We start from the raw sequence: 16,988 nt of genomic DNA on the forward strand, positions 1-16,988 counted from the left end.
TCAGTCTCCGAGATTGCTGCTCCAGCCCAACTTGGTACGACAGATTTCGTAGAAGTTATGGCTCTTTGGATGGATCAGCTTCAGCTTGTGCGCCTTCTTCCGAATGGTCATAACGTCGCCCGGTGCACAAGGTATGTGGGTCTGGCCATCACAACTGACGGTCGGGTAAATATCGAGATCACCATCAATATGGATCTTGATCTCGCTTTTGCCATCCACCACGATCGGGCGGCTGGACAAGGTATGCGGGAACATCGGCACCAACACCAGGGCATCCAGCTTTGGATGCATGATCGGACCGCCGCCAGACAGTGAGTAAGCGGTCGAGCCCGTCGGGGTCGATACAATCAGGCCATCAGCGCGCAGGTTGTAGACATATTGGCCTTCGATATAAAGGTCGAAGCCAATCATACGAGCCGACTTACCCGGGTGCAGCACGACGTCGTTCAACGCCGCGGCAGAACCAATCGGGTTACCATCGCGTTTGATTTCGGCGTCCAGCAGGAAACGCATTTCGCTGGTGTATTCGCCTTGCAATACCGCCATGACCTCGTCGCACATATTGTCGTCCGGGCTGATGTCGGTCAGGAAGCCCAGTCGGCCACGGTTAATGCCCAGTACCGGAATATGATACTTGGCCAGGGCCCGAGCGGCCCCCAACAAACTGCCATCACCACCAACCACAATCACCAGATCGCAAATTTCACCCAGAAGGTTCACCTTGCTGATCTGCATGTTGTGGCCTGGTATGACTTCAGCAATACGCTCATCGAGGATGACGTAGTAGCCCTCGTCGGTCAGGAAACGGGACAGGCGTTTGACCGTTTCCACTACCTTGTTGCTGTTCAGTCGTCCAATAATGCCGATATTGCGAAACTCTTCCATCACCTTACCCAGTCATCGTTGTCTATGGCGCTTTGCACGGATGCTTGCACGGTGCCGCTTCAGTTGTCACTCTGGCAGCACTCTTTATTAATGGGGCGATTTATAACACAGCGCCCAACAAAAGGCTTGTGACCAAACTCATGGACACCTTGCAGGAAACCTTCTTCAAACTGCCAGAGAAGTCATTGCGTGATCTGGTGTGGGCTGTCAGCTCACCTGCACTGCTGGACACCTCATGGTCGCCGGCACAGCCGCTCTGGTTGGACGAACTGTTGCTTCAGGCTGGCCCCTGGCAACACTGGCAGCTCCCCGCCGAAAGCCCCCACTCCCGTCTCGGACTGGTGTTCGAACAGCTGTGGCAAAGCTGGCTGCAAGAGCAACACATTGCGCTTGCCGCCAATCTGCAAATCGCCTCTACCGAACGCACGCTAGGTGAACTGGATCTGCTGTTGAAACTGCCCCAGCAGCCGTTGCACCTGGAACTGGCGATGAAGTTCTATCTTGGTCACAACGATGAATGGATCGGCCCTAACCGGCGGGATTTGCTGGCCAATAAAATTGCTCACACCCGTGATCACCAACTGCCACTGGCCCATACCGAAGCGGCCCACACGGCGATGGCTGGCCTCGGCTTTTCAAACACGGATGCCTTACGCTCCGAAGCGCTGATGCGTGGCTGTCTGTTTCACCCGGTAGATACCAACATCAAGGCAGCACTGCCGCTGGAGGTTAACCCGCATCATTGGCGCGGATGGTGGTGCCACGCCCATCAACTGGCCGATCAGGTCAGCCGAGGCGACTGGATCATTCTGGCCAAGGACCAGTGGCTGTCTCCGGCGTTATCGCCGGTAAAGGCCAGTGCAGATGAACTGGTCAGCCTGGTGGTGCGTCATTTCGACTGGCTCAAGGTACCGTTGAGCATTGCTCGGGTCGAACGTACTGAATTCGGTTGGGCTGAGGTTGAGCGGGCCATGGTGGTCAGCGACCAATGGCCGCAGGCATTCCCCAAATAGCGGCTAAATAACAGCCATTCAGCCACTTCTAATCAGGGCTGCGCCATGCCAGCCCCACCCCGCGGCGTCCTTGCAGGCCACCGCCATGGATCAATAAAGGCGGTCGAGCCTGCGCAAGCCCTTTTCGTGCTGACGCCTGACAGTGGTGTAGCAGTAATGCCTTAAGCAAGGGCAGGCCGTAAATAGGGTCCAGTACCAGCCCCAGCGAGCCTAGCCTTTCCAGCAAGGGTTTGGCCTGCTTTCGAGCCTTGCCAAAACCACCTTGTTGCGACGCATGCAAGTGCCAGTTTTGCTTGTGCCTAAGATGTATCCAGCGGTTCTGCAGGTGTTCAGCCAGCTGCCCGTTATCCTGCACCGTGTTCAATACATGCAGGGCGCAGTCACTCGGCAAATACGGCATCAGCTGTCCAGCGGTTGTGCCACTGCCAGCAGCCATCCAGACAGACTCATACCCCTGGCACTGCTGGCCTAGCCACTGAAAAGCGGCTGTGCCCGGCTGACTAACAGCGGGTTCTGCGTTAACCGCCAAAGCACCGCCTTCGCCAATAAAATAGCCATCACAGTGATCGCGCCAGCGCTGCTGAAATTCGGCGTCGTAACGCTGCCGATACGATTGTTTATCCAGAAACACCAACGTCATTCCCCATCGCTTGCAATCTTCCAGCATGGGGGTGAGTGGCAGGTGCTCATAGCCCCGCACCAAACCGGTAACCGGAACTCCCAGCCGCCGTGCCAGCCAGGCGCAGGCATGTAAATGATTCGACCAGCAGCCACCCGGCGTGACCCAGCCAGTGCGGCTGGATTGCTGCCAACGGGGAATATGATCCAGCAACTTGAAAATCTTGTTGCCCTGCAAAACCGGGTGAATCTGATCAAGCCTGAGCACATCCACACGAAACGGCTGCGCCATACTCTCACGAAACGGCTGCGCCGCATGCTCACGATCAAGAAGCGCATTCACAAGTTCAGCAGGCAGCTGATGGGATTCAATCACCGCCGACGTACAAAGTGCCAGCAGCTCATTTGCGACAGATTCGGGGTCAGTACTTGCGCTTGGCGTCTTCGTCGCCGTTGGGGATGCCATGTGGGTCTTCTTCCGGAGTTTCACTTTCCATGGCCTGCGACAGCTTGTCTTGTTTGGCAACGCCGCCATTGAACAGCGCGGTGTTACGCTGGGCCAATTCACGGATTTTGTCATTTTTCTCCGGGAAGGTCAGATCCGATTCAATCAGCATCTTGCGCGCCGCCTTGTAATAATTACCCGCGCTCATCACATCGCCGCCGTCGGCCGCCAGATCGCCCTGATGACTGAAGGTTTCGACTTCACGTTTCAACATCAACAGCTTGAGGTAGCGGCGATACTCGTCCAGATTGCCTTTGGTTATTACCCGACGCTTCACCATGCTGGTCAGGGATTGCATCACAACGGCAACCTGCCGCTTGGCGTAGTTGATCTCGCGGTCGCTGTTGAACAGTTCGCGGACCTCACGGTCTTCGGCATCCACTCGCTGGCGCAACTCGTCAAAATCGATCTCCGGGAAGGGATCTTCTTCATCCTTTTCCTTCGGACCCGGCCAAATTTCGTGGGCTTTTTGAATAAGCTCCTCTACACGATCAATGATCAGCGGTGGGATCTCGCGTCCCTGATCAATGTTCAGCAGCAGCTCCACCGCTTCTCTTAGCTCGGCAGTCTTGTTGATGATCAAACGGGTCTGGATGCGCTGAGACTGTTTTTTCTGCTGATTACGGCCGTAGTACACCATACCCGCCATGATCGAGGCGATGGGCAAGGCGATAGCAATAACCAAAGCGATGGCTGACATGGCAAACGAATCTCCCGTGATTTACCACAATATTCTGCGACAGCAATTTCCGCTTCTGAAAAGTCTAGCAACATATATAGAAGCTGCTATCGAAGCTGTTTTGATACGGTTCCCGATGTGAACATTCCAAAACCCGCCACGACGGCGTTCAGCACAGGTTATCTTGCCGCTGGATCATGCCTGTCAGCCCCTGTTCATGTCCTGGATATGCCCCACAAATGGGCAATCAAACCGCCCCGAAATTGACGATTTCCGAGAACAAATAGCCCGATGAAGTCAAGAAGAAACTCGCATCAGGCTTGACCAACCCCTATGCTGCCCCTATAAATGACGCGATATAACCGTTGTATAGGGGACATCTATTTAATCCGGTGCAGTCTCTGGGCTGCCGGATGGTTTCGAATCACGAAGCCGACTTGCAGGCCTGACGGGTCAAGTCAAAAGTCGGCGACACAGAGTCGAGATCATCCGGCAGCCCTCGCAGGGCGCGGGTTACCGCCGCCCAGTGCAGCGTTGACGAACTTGGAAAGGACACGTCATTCCACTGCATTCGTCGCCTTGCACTGAACAACGGCAACACTCGCGCAGAGCCGTGCAGGATTAAATAGATGTCCCCTGTAGCATTTGATTAGAGATAAGGTAGCTCGGAGAAATATGGGCAAATCGCTGGTGATTGTGGAGTCGCCTGCCAAGGCGAAAACCATCAACAAGTACTTGGGTAAGGACTATGTGGTGAAGTCCAGCGTAGGTCACGTCCGTGATCTGCCCACCTCTGGCTCAGGTTCAACCTCTGACCCCAAGGAACGTGCAAAACAGGCTGCCTTGACCCGCAAGATGTCGCCGGAAGAAAAGGTTGTTTACAAGGCCCGCAAGGCCAAGGAACAACTGATCAACCGCATGGGCGTAGACCCGGAGCACGGCTGGAAAGCCAACTATCAGGTGCTGCCCGGCAAGGAAAAGGTGGTCGATGAACTCAAGCGTCTGGCGAAAGATGCCGACACCATCTATCTCGCAACGGATTTGGACCGCGAAGGGGAAGCAATCGCCTGGCACCTTCGTGAGATCATTGGCGGCGAAGACAAAAACTACCGTCGAGTAGTCTTCAACGAGATCACCAAGAAAGCGATTCAAAAAGCCTTTGAAGAGCCTTCCGACCTCAACATGAACCGGGTAAATGCCCAGCAGGCTCGTCGCTTCCTCGACCGCGTTGTTGGCTTTATGGTGTCACCACTGCTGTGGAGCAAAATTGCCCGCGGTCTGTCAGCCGGCCGGGTTCAGTCCGTTGCCGTGCGCCTGATCGTTGAGCGTGAGCGCGAAATTCGTGCCTTTATTCCGGAAGAATACTGGGAAGCTTTTGCCAACCTGAGCACCGCTGGCGGCGAAGCCTTGCGTGCACAGGTGACCAAATATCAGGGTAAGGAATTCCGCCCCACCAACGAAGCGGATACCACTCAGTTGATGGCTGAGCTGAAGTCCTTGCCGTTTGCCGTCAGCAAACGCGAAGACCGTCCAACCAGCTCCAAGCCAGCCGCGCCATTCATTACCTCGACGCTGCAGCAAGCGGCCAGTACCCGCATGGGCTTCAGCGTGAAGAAGACCATGACCCTGGCCCAGCGCCTGTACGAAGCCGGTTACATCACCTACATGCGTACCGACTCCACCAACCTGAGTCAGGACGCCATTGAAAGTGTGCGTGGTTACATCAGCACCAAACTCGGCGAAGAGTACCTGCCAGACAACCCGCGTCTGTACAGCAGCAAGGAAGGTGCTCAGGAAGCGCACGAAGCGATCCGCCCATCCGATGTAAAGTTGCGTGCCGCCGACCTGTCCAGCATGGAACCGGATGCCCAGCGCCTGTACGACCTGATCTGGCGTCGTTTCGTGGCCTGTCAGACTGCCGATGCCAAGTTCACCAGCACCTCCATCACCACCGCTGCCGGCGACTTCGAAATGAAGACCCGCGGCCGAGTGATTCGCTTTGACGGCCACCTGCGTGTGCTGTCCTCCGCGGGCAAGGATGAAGACGTATTGCTGCCAGATGTAGCCGAAGGCGACACACTGAATCTGGTTGAGCTGGAGCCAAAACAGCATTTCACCAAGCCTGCCCCGCGCTTCTCGGAAGCGGCACTGGTTAAAGAGCTGGAAAAGAAAGGGATTGGCCGACCTTCTACCTATGCATCGATTATTTCGACCATTCAGGAACGGGGTTACGTCAGCCTCAAAGGCCGTCGCTTCTACGCCGAGAAAATGGGCGATATCGTTACCAGCCGCCTGGTAGAAAACTTCAACGATCTGATGGACTTCAGCTTCACCGCCAATATGGAAGAGAAACTCGACCATATTGCCGAGGGCGAATTCCAGTGGATCGACGTGCTCGATAATTTCTACAGCGACTTCCAGCACAAGCTGGACGATGCTGGCGAAAACATGCGCCCGAACGACCCGGTCGACACCGACATTGAGTGCCCGAACTGTGGCCGTCATATGCAGATTCGTACCGGTTCTACTGGCGTATTCCTGGGCTGCTCCGGTTACTCTTTGCCACCCAAGGAACGCTGTACCCAAACCCTCAATCTGGTGCCAGGTGACGAAGCCATTTCCGCCGATGAAGACGAAGAAGCGGAAAGCCGCCGTCTGATGGAAAAGCGTCGCTGCGTGAAATGTGACGCGGCAATGGAAAGCTACCTGCTTGATGAAACCCGCAAGGTACACATCTGTGGCAACAACCCGGATTGTGATGGCTTTGAAGTGGAGGCCGGTCAATTCAAGCTGAAAGGCTACGATGGCCCAACGCTGGAATGCGACAAGTGTGGCAGCGAGATGCAGCTCAAGTCCGGCCGCTTCGGCAAGTACTTCGGCTGCACCAACAGCGAATGTAAAAACACTCGCAAGCTGCTGAAAAGCGGTGAAGCAGCGCCACCAAAGATGGACCCGATTGCCTGTCCGGAGCTGCAATGCCAAAAAGTGGACGACACCTACGTACTGCGTGATGGTGCATCCGGTTTGTTCCTGGCCGCCAGCCAGTTCCCGAAAAACCGCGAGACCCGTCCGCCACTGGTTGCTGAACTGATTGCCCATCAGGCGGAACTGCCCGACAAATATCACTTCCTGCTGGATGCACCACGGGCGGATGACGACGGCAACCCGTCGGTAATTCGCTACAGCCGTAAATCCAAAGAGCAGTACGTGATGTCGGAAGTTGAAGGCAAGGCCACCGGCTGGTCAGCCTGGTTCACCGACGGCAAGTGGGTGATTGAGCAGAAGAAGAAAGCCGCTCCTAAAAAAACGGCAGCGAAAAAAGCGTCGGCCAAAAAGTCCACAAAAGCGTCTGCTAACGCGGACGACTGAGTATCGCAAAAAACAAAAAACGGCCACTGGGATTCCCCAGTGGCCGTTTTTTGTTCAAGGACTCTCAAAAACTCATACTGGAGTACCAAAAATAAAATTGAAATCTGGTTCTCGCGAGGGATGTTTGCTATCTCTGGAGCTGCTAGATTTAAGGCACGACATTGACGTCAGCCCTCGTAGACACGAGCCTTTACAAGGAGAAGTTAAGATGAAAACGATCAATAATTGGATCAAGTGCAGCGCCCTGGCCAGCCTGATGGCCGTTTGTAGCGTCGCCTCAGCTGAAACCGATCAAGCCCCTGAATCAGCGTCGGTCAACACTCCCCAAATCACCACCACCAGCATGACCTACAAGGCCTCTGCCAACAGCAGCGATGACGCCTACAAGACCATCACCACCACCAGCAATACTGCGCGGGTTAACCTGAACACCGCTTCGGCGGCAGAACTGACATTACTGAAAGGGGTTGGCGCGTCAAAAGCCGAAGCCATTGTGCGCCACCGAGAGGAACATGGGCCTTTCGCAAACCTTGAAGAGCTGGCTCAGGTACGCGGCATTGGTACTGCCACCATCGAAAAGAATCGCCAGCTGGCGACCGTAGACTGACGGTTCTGAAAGCCAGAGGCCGTAGCGGAGCCTGAGACAGCTATCCGCTGCGGACCCTCATTTATCTGAGCAAGGTGTTATCCGGCTATGCCCCAACAGCCACCAGCTCAATAATCGATAAACGAAATAACAGACAAACCCGGCAAAAATCGTATCACTGAGGAAATGCCCCCCCTGGACGATACGACCAGCACTGACCACCACCCCCAACCCAAGACCCGCCCAGAACCAGGCCTTTCGGCGAGTCCACCAGGCCAGCGCCATCAGCCAGAAGCCCATCGCAGAGTGACCACTGACAAACGATTTACAGCTACGCTGGCACGAATCCGACACAACAAACGCCGGCGTAAAACCACTGCTGCCGCCAAACTCCTGCACCTGCCGTGGGCGTGGCCGTTCAAATCCTTCCTTGAACACAGAATGCACCAGAATACCGGGGCCAGCCAGCAGGCTGATCAACAAAAATAGCCACACCTTGCGCTGCGTCGCAGGCAAGCCATGTTTCAGATAAGACAGGACCGTTGCCGCAAGCAGCATCGGCACCAACAGATAGGGGATGTAGCGAAAGATACCGTAAATGGCCACCACGACCGGCTGGTCTTTCAGCGGCCATGCAGCAGTCGCAGGGTCGTAAAACCAACCACTCACTGTCAAATCCAGTTGCGGCCACAACAGAAACACCGCAACCAATAGCGCAAATACAACAATGTCCAGATGACGCTTGAGCAAAGACACAACACTTCTCCCGAAAAATTCGCCGCAGAGAATACCGACTATGCCCTGCTTGTGGCCAGAATAACCCGCCAAAGACGCACGAATTTCGTCAAAGTTCAGTATCCGAGCTCTTGGCCGTATCGGCCGATAACTTCAGTGTTGGCAAGCGCAGGATATAAATGCTGACGCCCAAACCAATCAGCGGGAATACCACCCTGGGGGCCGGAGAATCCAGAATCACAAACGCCGTCAGCATTAACGACGTCCACATCAACAGCAGCGTGTATATTTTGGCTTTGAATGGCATGCCCTTGCCATTGAGGTAATACAGCAGGTATTTGCCCAACCGCGGATGTCCCACCAGCCAATAGTAGAATTTCGGCGAGCAGCGCACAAAGCAGGCAGCCGCCAGCAGCAAGAATGGCGTGGTCGGCAATACCGGCAGAAAAATGCCCGCGGTTCCCAACGCCACACAGAGCCAACCAACCGCCATCAACAGATATCGGATGACGGGATTTCTAACCGGCTTGAACTCAACCGGTTCCGTTGTTGCGGACGGACCTTGTTCCACAGCCCACTCCATTCCAGGCATTCAACTTTACCCTGCTGCCCTTTTGGGGCGCGCCTGCTGGCCATCAGTGTTGCCCAAACAAAACCGTGCAGAGTTCTTCAGAAGCTCCAAGTATACCTTCATCGCTTAAAACACGGCATAAATTCGGTAAGATTGGGCATCGTTCCGGAGATCGTATGAAAACCACACTCGAACAATGGCGCATGTTCAAGGCAGTTGTTGAACATGGCGGTTATGCCCAGGCAGCCGAAGCAATATTCAAAAGCCAGTCCACCATCAGTTATGGCGTGCACAAACTGCAGGAACAGCTGGGCATTACCCTGCTGGAAGTGGAGGGTCGCAAGGCGGTCCTCACCGAACAAGGCAAGGTCATGCTGCAACGGGCCAACCAGCTGTTGGAGCAGGCTGAAAACCTCGATAAGGCCGCGGATGTATTGCGCCAGGGCGTTGAACCTGTGATCCATCTGGCGCTGGATATGATTTTCCCTTACGACCATCTGTTCTGTCTGCTGGCCGACTTCTCAGAGCAGTTTCCCAACACCCGGGTAGAACTGACCGAATTTGTTATGAACGGCGGCAACGACATGCTCGAAAATGGTGAGCTGGACCTGCTGGTGACCCCAATCATGCCAGCCGGACTGAAAGGCAAACAGATTTACCGCGAGCAGTTTATCCCTGTCAGCAGCCCCGACCACCCGCTGCAATCCCGTCAGGATCTGAAACTGGAAGACCTGATGGAGTACCGCCAGATCGTTATGCGGGACGGCAGCAAGCAACGCAGGGATTCTGGCTGGCTGGGCGCCCACCAACGCTGGACGGTATCCCATACCAACACCAGCCTTAACATTGTGCGTCGTGGTCTGGGCTACGCCTGGCTGCCCATGAACTGGATTCAGGCCGACCTCGACAACGGCACCCTGATGCCACTGCCCATGAAAGACGACAGTGCACGTTACGAAGACCTGTATCTGGTAGAAGCCGCTGAGGGCAGCTCAGGCCCGGCAACCCGTTATCTGGCGTCCTTGTTAAGAAAGTCTCTGTAACCGTCTTTCTGCCTGTCTCTCTAACCGCCTATTTAACTGTAGGGCATCGGATAGATCGTGCTGACGGCAGAAAGAGGACTCACTTCAGGGATTTTCAGCCAACCCCTGCGCACCAATATAGTGCATAAGTTTGTTTTTTGAACACTCCATTCCAAAAGCGATAGACCATTTTAGGACACAGATAGACAAATAACGCCAAAATAGCCCTGTACAGCATTTATTCTAACGCGTGAACGGTTAATTCAAACAGTCATAATTGCACCATTAGAAAACACAAGCCCCACAGCCGCACCATTAAAGTGCAATTTATAAATTTCATTTTAGATGCAAATGTGAACCAATTCACACTGGCGATTTGGCAACGCACTCAAGACGGGCTTTTGGTAAATTACACAATAGTGGTATGCACCTTGCTTTATGTAAGCGTCGCAGGAGATCTCAGGATACGGGACAGGACGTCCTGACAATTTGGAAATAGATGGCTAGGGTTCCGGCTTCGACACACTGAAGCGACTGGTCCGAGAGCGATCGACCTCAGACGCTTAGCGTCAGGTTACACGGCGGGACAAAAGCCCGGGAGGCCCAGGAACAGCATGGATTTTCGCTGCATCCGAAGACCTTCTGCCGCAACGATAACCAAAAATGAGGAACTACCATGTTACGCCTGAATCGCCTGGTGCTAGCCAGTCTGGTCACCTTGGCCGCTCTGCTGCCATTCAACGCCAATGCCCAGGACAGCTTCCGTCTTGCGTGGTCTATTTATGTAGGCTGGATGCCGTGGGATTACGCCGACAAGGCAGGCATCGTCAAGAAGTGGGCCGACAAGTACGACATCGAAATCGAAGTTGTACAAATCAATGACTATGTTGAATCCATCAACCAATACACCGCCGGCGAATTCGACGCTTGCGTGATGACCAACATGGATGCCCTGACCATTCCTGCGGCCAGCGGCGTAGACACCACTGCCCTGATCGTTGGCGACTTCTCCAACGGTAACGACGCCATCATCCTGAAAGAAGGCAACTCCATTGCCGACCTGAAAGGCAAGCCGGTTAACCTGGTTGAGCTGTCTGTTTCCCACTACCTGCTGGCCCGTGGTCTGGACAGCGTTGGCATGGCAGAAAAAGACGTATCTGTTATCAACACCTCTGATGCCGACATGGTCGCTGCCTACGGCACCGACGACGTAGAAGCCGTGGTTACCTGGAACCCATTGGTAAGCGAAATCATGACCATGCCAAACGCCAACAAGGTGTTTGACTCCAGCAAGATTCCTGGCGAAATTATCGACGCCACCATGATCAACAGCGAAGTGCTGGCCAACAATCCCAAATTCGCCAAAGCCCTGGTAGGTGCCTGGTACGAAACCATGAGCATCATGTCCAGGAACGACAAGGCTGGTAAAGAAGCCCGTGCCATGATGGCCGAAGCATCCGGTACCGACTTGGCCGGTTATGACGCTCAGCTGGCTGCGACCAAGATGTTCTACAAGCCTGCCGATGCCGCCAGCTTCGTAAACAGCAAAGAACTGCCAGCCACCATGAAGTACGTTTCCGAGTTCTCTTTCCAGCACGGCCTGCTGGGTGACGGCGCTCCAGACGCAGACTTCATCGGCGTTGCTTTCCCGAACGGTAAAGTCAACGGCGACATGGATAACATCCAGCTGCGCTTTACCGACAAGTACATGAAGATGGCTGCTGAAGGCAAACTGTAAGTCTGCCCGAACGCCAGGCCCTCTGGTTTCAAATAGCCAAACAAAAGCCCGGCCATGTGCCGGGCTTTTTGCATCCACTCGATCCGCTACGTTGCAACAGAGCTCAGGCCATATCTATCAGGTGGCCAGCGACGGTTGCGTCTCACTGCGACCATCCAGTATCGAGGCCGCCAGAATCAAACCACACCCCAGCCAACCGGCCATATCCAGTGCACTTTCACCCAGCAGTTCCGCCGACAGCACAGCCGTCACCAACTCCATGATAATGATCAGTGCCGAACGACTGGCAGGCAGCTTGCTGACGCCCCACTGAGAGCCAAACGACATCAACATCAGCCAAGTGCAGCCATACAAAACAGCGGCCAACCACGCCCATACAGGCACCGCCGTAGCCACGTCCTGAGCCACCGCAACAGCACCATGGGCACCACCGCCTTCGCCTCCCAATCCCAGCGCGACCACCAGGGTCAGTGACAACGCCGAGCCCAGTAGCATAACGCCCACCTTGGCTACCAGCTGGGCCTGCTCGGTCTTACGGAACAGCACGTTGTTCGCCGCGTAGGTAAAACCGGCAACCAGACCAAGTGTATCGGCAAGCCCCCACGGTGTTGCCATAAACACATCCAGGTTATCAGGACGCAGCCCCGCCACCATGGCCACCCCAACCAGCGCCATCGCAATCATCAGGGTTTTCACCAGATTGATGGATTCCTGCAACCACCATTTGCCCAACAAGGTGCTCCAGACAGGTAACAGGTAAAACAGCACCATCACCCGAACCACATTGCCCTCCATCAGGGCAATCGAAAAGCTGACATTGGCCACCCCACCAAACAGCAAGATCCCCACAAACTCCTTGCGATTGGCCAGCACATCCTCACAGCAACGCTGCCACGACCGCACAGCCAGCAACAGCGTCAGCAGCGAGCCAACCCAATACGCCACCAGCAGCAGCTGGCTATGCTGCAACCCCATTGACTGAATGGCATTGAGGGGAATCCAGGCACTGCCCCACAAGATCGAGGCAAACAACAGCACCACAGCAGGGTTAGGGGAAAAACGGGAGAGAGCATTCACGGCATAGATTCCAACAAGACTTGTATACAAGCTGCAATTCAAGAAAAGTGCCGCCAATCAGCCAGCACTCTGAAATAGTGTATTCACGGTCAGCAAAGACAATTCGGGGCCATCAACTCCGATTCCAATGCATAGAAAGGCCTCAAAGCAGCGCACCTTTGGCCACGCCATTCCAAGCACAACGGGGAAGGATGCATTTCCGGACCAGATTTGCACCACAAAAGAACAAAAACATCAACAACGCCCCAGTTGAGGGCAATTCTCAATTTCGGAAAATGGGACACCCTCCACAAAACCGCTGGCAGCGCCTTGACCACACTATTCCTTCCGGTAAAACCAAACTGGCACACTCATCGCATACGATCTTGTATGCAAGATGCAATGGGATACCGACATCTCATCGAATAGGCAGCTAGGGTTCCGGTAACAATCGTTAGATAGTTTACGTCTGGTCCGAGAGCAGCCGACCTTGCCACTTCTCGCTTTGACGTCAAATCTTGATCAAAGCCTGATGCGGGGGTTACACGGCGGGACAAAAGCCCGGGAGACTTGCAGAATCTGACCACCACTGTACAACGGGTGTTAGATTTTGCCGGACGTTCTTTTGGAACATCCCGTTGTTTCGTACCGTAAACCCGACATCAGGAGATGCGCAATGCGCAAGCTGGTCAACCTGCAACCCACCAAGCTACAAACGCTGATTCTGGGCGCCTTGCCGTTCATCGCCGTGATATTGATTTATCTGGTCGCATCCGACCTGCGGCTGCAAGAAAACCCCAAAGACAAGCTGCTACCGGCTTTTTCCACCATGGGCGAAACCCTTCTGCGGTTAACCACCGAAGAAAGCCGCCGCACCGGTGACATCATTTTCTGGGGCGACACCTTCGCCTCGCTTGAACGCATGGCAATGGGCGTCGGCATCAGTGCTTTGATTGCACTGCTGTTCGGTTTGGCCCAGGGCAGTTTCCCGCTGGTACGCGCCAAGCTCTCCCCCTTCACCACAGCCATTGCCATGGTGCCGCCGATGGCCATGCTGCCCGTGCTGTTTATCGTGTTTGGCCTTGGTGAACTGTCCAAGGTGGTGCTGATTATCATCGGCATTACCCCTTTCCTGATCCGCGACCTGCAGCAACGAGTGCAGGAGCTGCCTGAAGAGCAATGGATCAAGGCCCAAACCCTCGGCGCCAACAGCTGGCAGCTGATGACTCGCATGGTATTGCCTCAGATGATGCCGCGACTGATTGATGCTGTGCGCTTGTCGATGGGTGCTGCCTGGCTGTTCCTGATTGCAGCCGAAGCCATTGCCGCCAACGAAGGCCTTGGCTATCGAATTTTCCTCGTTCGTCGTTACATGGCGATGGACACCATCCTGCCCTACGTGGCCTGGATCACGGTGTTGGCGATCTGTGCAGACCAACTGCTGCGCCAGATCAATCGCCGGGTATTCCCCTGGTACCAGAAATAACCGCACCACCATGACATCCGCTGGATAAGGCAAACGAACGGAAACCAAGGATCTCCTTATGACTGTCAGACTCGTAACCGAAAAGCCGCCACATTTTCTTGAGTTCAAACGTGTTGGCAAACGCTATGGCGATAGCGTGGTGCTGGAAAACATCAACACCCAGGTGAAGAAAGGTGAATTTATCACCATGGTTGGCGCCTCCGGCTGCGGCAAATCGACGTTTCTGAAAATGCTGTCGGGCCAGGAGCAGGCCACCCGCGGCGTATGCCTGATGGAAGGCCAGCCGATTTCAGAAGAGCCCGACGTCAATCGTGGCATTGTGTTCCAGAAATACTCCGTCTTCCCGCATTTGAACGTTTTGGAAAACGTCATTCTGGGCCTCGAACTGGAATCTACCAGCCTGACTGGACGACTGTTCGGCAAGCTGTTTGGTGCGGCACGCAAAGCCGCGCTGGAAGAAGCCGCCACCTTGCTGGAAAAAGTCGGCCTAGACCACGCCATGCACAAATACCCGCATGAGCTGTCCGGTGGCATGCAGCAGCGCCTTGCAATTGCCCAAGCACTGATCAAAAAGCCCAAGGTGCTGCTACTGGACGAACCGTTTGGCGCACTCGACCCGGGCATTCGTGCCGATATGCACCAGCTGATTCTGGAGCTGTGGGAAGAAACCGGCACCACCATTTTCATGGTTACCCACGACATCACCGAAGGGTTTTATCTGGGCACCCGCTTGTGGGTATTCGACAAGGTGCGTAACGACCCCACTCACCCACACGCCTGGGGCGCCACCATTACCTACGACCTGCCGATTGGCGTAACCAGCAAAAATTTACACGACGATATTCGTCACGACGTAAACCTGACTTCGCGTCACCAGGATGAACAACTGGTGTCCTGAGCCGACATTCACAGGAGCAAGAAAGATGAGTGAATACCAACTCGGTGAAACCGTATACACAGACACCCTGCGCGGTGGGGCCCACTGGTCCATGCGCGTCAAAAAAGGCACCCTGCTGACCCTTACGGACGTTGAGGGCGGTGCCAATCTGGGTCTGCTGATGTTTAACCCGTACGACCTGAAAGAAAAGTACAACGCCCCGGACAGCCTCAAGGCCCAGCACACCTTCAAACTGACCAAAGGCCATTGCCTGTACTCCGATATGGGCCGCGTGATGGCCTCCATCGTCGAGGATGACTGCGGCTGGCACGACACCGTCTGCGGCAACATGAACAAAACCATGCTGGAACAACGCTGGCCACGTGTTAGCTACCAACAGGGCCTGAACGACTGGACTCTTAACGGCTACGACAGTTTTATGGTCGAGTTCGCCAAATACGGCCTCACTCGCCGCGATATGGCTGCCAACCTGAACCTGTTCAGCAAGGTGTTCACCGACGACGAAGGCAACATGAGCTACGAGCCTGCAGGCAAAGCCGGTGACTCCATCACCCTGCGCTTTGAAATGGACACCCTGGTGATTTTCCACAGCTGTCCGCACCCGCTGGCGTCTCCTGCCACCGGCTTCGACGAATACCCACGCAAGCCGGTTCAGTACGCTCTGGCCAAAGCCGCGCCGGTAGCCGAAGACGACTACTGCAAAAACCTGTGCCCTGAAAACCAACGCGGTTTCCAGAACACTCACCTGTACACCTTTATGGACTGACGCTGAGGAGCAAACCCGATGATCAAAGAAAGCACATTGCGCCCAGAAGACGCCATTTTCCGTCAAACCGTGGATGCCGGCGACTACTTCCTGCACCGTATTGAAGCCGGTCAGACCTTCCGTATCCTCGACCTCGAAGGCAACCAGGCTGCCGACACCCTGTTCTACAACGCCGATGACGTCACCGAACGCTACAGCGCCATGGACACCATCCGCGAACAAGGCAACGTCTACCTGACCGCCGGTTCGGTACTGCGCACCAATGAAAACAACCCGTTGTTGGAAATCGTCGCCGACACCTGTGGTCGTCACGACACCCTCGGCGGCGCCTGCGCCACCGAATCCAACACTGTGCGTTACTCGCTTGAGAAGAAATGCATGCACGCCTGTCGCGACAGCTGGATGCTGGCCATCAACGAGAACGAACAATACGGACTCGAAAAAGCCGACATCACCCACAACATCAACTTCTTTATGAACGTGCCCATCACCAAAGAAGGTGGTTTGACGTTTGAAGACGGTATTTCCGGAGCCGGTAAATACGTTGAGATGAAAGCGAAGATGAATACACTGGTGTTGATTTCCAACTGCCCGCAGTTGAACAACCCGTGTAACGGCTACAACCCAACACCGATTGAAGTGCTGGTTTGGGAATAAAACCTGCTATTCCAGGTTAATCGTAGGATGGGCCCCGCCCATCCCAAGCTTGCATTAGCTTTTTAACCTGGATTTGCCAATTGCCTCTTGGGAGGTCTTACCTCCCGCCGGCAGGGCCACCCACCGCTTTGCGCTACCGGTTCGCTATATCGGTTTTAACTGCGCAAGCGCAACGGCCACGGCCAGATTCGGCATCCATGCCTCAACTGGCCTGCCGACACATCCATGTGTCGGCGACCTGCGTTTGCTGGTAAAAACCGGCGAACCTCAAGGCGCAGGGTGTGAAGACGCAAGGCAGCTTTTTAAAAGGACCTTGCTGTGTTGGGCGTGGCCCAACCTACAAAGCGAAATATGAAAAACCGATGCGTGGCTTCATTCCGCTCATAAAGGTTCGTTGAATCGGC

Annotated in this window: 15 protein-coding genes and 2 riboswitches; of the genes, 9 read left to right on the forward strand and 6 right to left on the reverse strand. The window is 54.8% G+C overall.

Going from position 1 to position 16,988, the window contains the following annotated elements; translation table 11 throughout:
- Entirely contained in the window at positions 1-885 is an 885-nt protein-coding gene (locus G516_RS0115330; protein WP_028294378.1) for an NAD(+) kinase, read from the reverse strand.
- A 128-nt stretch (positions 886-1,013) separates the two neighbouring features.
- Between G516_RS0115330 and G516_RS0115335 the strand changes: the two genes are divergently transcribed.
- Positions 1,014-1,898, forward strand: coding sequence for a DUF1853 family protein (locus G516_RS0115335; protein WP_156879060.1), 885 nt, complete (start codon positions 1,014-1,016; stop codon positions 1,896-1,898).
- Between the two features lie 28 nt (positions 1,899-1,926).
- Here the strand turns inward: G516_RS0115335 and G516_RS24075 are convergent, their stop codons facing one another.
- Together G516_RS24075 and G516_RS0115345 are read right to left on the reverse strand one after the other, a co-directional pair.
- A complete protein-coding gene (locus tag G516_RS24075) occupies positions 1,927-2,982 on the reverse strand; it encodes a hypothetical protein (protein ID WP_156879061.1) in 1,056 nt (351 codons plus the stop codon).
- Positions 2,939-3,721 carry a hypothetical protein gene (locus G516_RS0115345; RefSeq protein WP_028294381.1) on the reverse strand — a complete coding sequence of 261 codons (783 nt, stop codon included), beginning with the start codon at positions 3,719-3,721 and terminating at the stop codon, positions 2,939-2,941. The genes G516_RS24075 and G516_RS0115345 overlap by 44 nt, the downstream gene beginning before the upstream one ends.
- 654 nt (positions 3,722-4,375) lie before the next feature.
- Between G516_RS0115345 and topA the strand changes: the two genes are divergently transcribed.
- Positions 4,376-7,069 (forward strand): type I DNA topoisomerase, encoded by a 2,694-nt coding sequence (topA, locus tag G516_RS0115350; RefSeq protein WP_028294382.1) that lies wholly within the window; start codon positions 4,376-4,378, stop codon positions 7,067-7,069.
- 208 nt (positions 7,070-7,277) lie between these two features.
- Positions 7,278-7,676 (forward strand): ComEA family DNA-binding protein, encoded by a 399-nt coding sequence (locus G516_RS22835; protein ID WP_051219488.1) that lies wholly within the window; start codon positions 7,278-7,280, stop codon positions 7,674-7,676.
- A gap of 57 nt (positions 7,677-7,733) precedes the next feature.
- On the opposite strand, the gene G516_RS0115360 is transcribed toward G516_RS22835, so the two are convergent.
- Both G516_RS0115360 and G516_RS22840 read right to left on the reverse strand, forming a co-directional pair.
- Positions 7,734-8,411, reverse strand: a complete 678-nt coding sequence (locus tag G516_RS0115360) for a phosphatase PAP2 family protein (protein ID WP_169449547.1) — start codon at positions 8,409-8,411, stop codon at positions 7,734-7,736.
- Positions 8,412-8,499: 88 nt separating this feature from the next.
- Positions 8,500-8,961: a YbaN family protein gene (locus G516_RS22840; protein ID WP_245582680.1), complete on the reverse strand. Its 462-nt coding sequence runs from the start codon at positions 8,959-8,961 to the stop codon at positions 8,500-8,502.
- A gap of 176 nt (positions 8,962-9,137) precedes the next feature.
- Here G516_RS22840 and G516_RS0115370 point away from each other — a divergent pair, with 176 nt between their 5' ends.
- Both G516_RS0115370 and G516_RS0115375 read left to right on the forward strand, forming a co-directional pair.
- Positions 9,138-10,004, forward strand: coding sequence for a LysR family transcriptional regulator (locus tag G516_RS0115370; protein ID WP_028294384.1), 867 nt, complete (start codon positions 9,138-9,140; stop codon positions 10,002-10,004).
- A 471-nt stretch (positions 10,005-10,475) separates the two neighbouring features.
- Positions 10,476-10,586, forward strand: a riboswitch (guanidine-I (ykkC/yxkD leader).
- Positions 10,587-10,659: 73 nt separating this feature from the next.
- Positions 10,660-11,721, forward strand: coding sequence for a putative urea ABC transporter substrate-binding protein (locus tag G516_RS0115375; RefSeq protein WP_028294385.1), 1,062 nt, complete (start codon positions 10,660-10,662; stop codon positions 11,719-11,721).
- Between the two features lie 117 nt (positions 11,722-11,838).
- Here G516_RS0115375 and G516_RS0115380 read toward each other — a convergent pair whose 3' ends face one another.
- Entirely contained in the window at positions 11,839-12,798 is a 960-nt protein-coding gene (locus tag G516_RS0115380) for a DMT family transporter (RefSeq protein WP_028294386.1), read from the reverse strand.
- 401 nt (positions 12,799-13,199) lie between these two features.
- Positions 13,200-13,347: riboswitch (guanidine-I (ykkC/yxkD leader) on the forward strand.
- 106 nt (positions 13,348-13,453) lie between these two features.
- Here G516_RS0115380 and G516_RS0115385 point away from each other — a divergent pair.
- The 4 genes from G516_RS0115385 to G516_RS0115400 are packed head-to-tail and all read left to right on the forward strand — an operon-like array spanning position 13,454 to position 16,584.
- A complete protein-coding gene (locus tag G516_RS0115385; protein ID WP_028294387.1) occupies positions 13,454-14,263 on the forward strand; it encodes an ABC transporter permease in 810 nt (269 codons plus the stop codon).
- 58 nt (positions 14,264-14,321) lie between these two features.
- Positions 14,322-15,161: an ABC transporter ATP-binding protein gene (locus G516_RS22845; RefSeq protein ID WP_051219490.1), complete on the forward strand. Its 840-nt coding sequence runs from the start codon at positions 14,322-14,324 to the stop codon at positions 15,159-15,161.
- A 25-nt stretch (positions 15,162-15,186) separates the two neighbouring features.
- Positions 15,187-15,927 carry an urea amidolyase associated protein UAAP1 gene (locus G516_RS0115395; RefSeq protein WP_028294388.1) on the forward strand — a complete coding sequence of 247 codons (741 nt, stop codon included), beginning with the start codon at positions 15,187-15,189 and terminating at the stop codon, positions 15,925-15,927.
- Positions 15,928-15,945: 18 nt separating this feature from the next.
- Positions 15,946-16,584 carry an urea amidolyase associated protein UAAP2 gene (locus G516_RS0115400; protein ID WP_028294389.1) on the forward strand — a complete coding sequence of 213 codons (639 nt, stop codon included), beginning with the start codon at positions 15,946-15,948 and terminating at the stop codon, positions 16,582-16,584.
- Positions 16,585-16,988 lie beyond the last annotated feature (404 nt).

This window comes from Oceanobacter kriegii DSM 6294 (genome assembly GCF_000422845.1).
Classification (GTDB): Bacteria; Pseudomonadota; Gammaproteobacteria; order Pseudomonadales; family Oceanobacteraceae; genus Oceanobacter; species Oceanobacter kriegii.

Coding starts and splice junctions, on each gene's coding strand:
- G516_RS22845 (WP_051219490.1), top strand. CDS start 14,322: ATGACTGTCAGACTCGTAACCGAAAAGCCGCCACATTTTCTTGAGTTC.
- topA (WP_028294382.1), top strand. CDS start 4,376: ATGGGCAAATCGCTGGTGATTGTGGAGTCGCCTGCCAAGGCGAAAACC.
- G516_RS0115345 (WP_028294381.1), bottom strand. CDS start 3,721: ATGTCAGCCATCGCTTTGGTTATTGCTATCGCCTTGCCCATCGCCTCG.
- G516_RS0115375 (WP_028294385.1), top strand. CDS start 10,660: ATGTTACGCCTGAATCGCCTGGTGCTAGCCAGTCTGGTCACCTTGGCC.
- G516_RS0115385 (WP_028294387.1), top strand. CDS start 13,454: ATGCGCAAGCTGGTCAACCTGCAACCCACCAAGCTACAAACGCTGATT.
- G516_RS0115395 (WP_028294388.1), top strand. CDS start 15,187: ATGAGTGAATACCAACTCGGTGAAACCGTATACACAGACACCCTGCGC.
- G516_RS0115330 (WP_028294378.1), bottom strand. CDS start 885: ATGGAAGAGTTTCGCAATATCGGCATTATTGGACGACTGAACAGCAAC.
- G516_RS0115400 (WP_028294389.1), top strand. CDS start 15,946: ATGATCAAAGAAAGCACATTGCGCCCAGAAGACGCCATTTTCCGTCAA.
- G516_RS24075 (WP_156879061.1), bottom strand. CDS start 2,982: ATGGCATCCCCAACGGCGACGAAGACGCCAAGCGCAAGTACTGACCCC.
- G516_RS0115370 (WP_028294384.1), top strand. CDS start 9,138: ATGAAAACCACACTCGAACAATGGCGCATGTTCAAGGCAGTTGTTGAA.
- G516_RS22835 (WP_051219488.1), top strand. CDS start 7,278: ATGAAAACGATCAATAATTGGATCAAGTGCAGCGCCCTGGCCAGCCTG.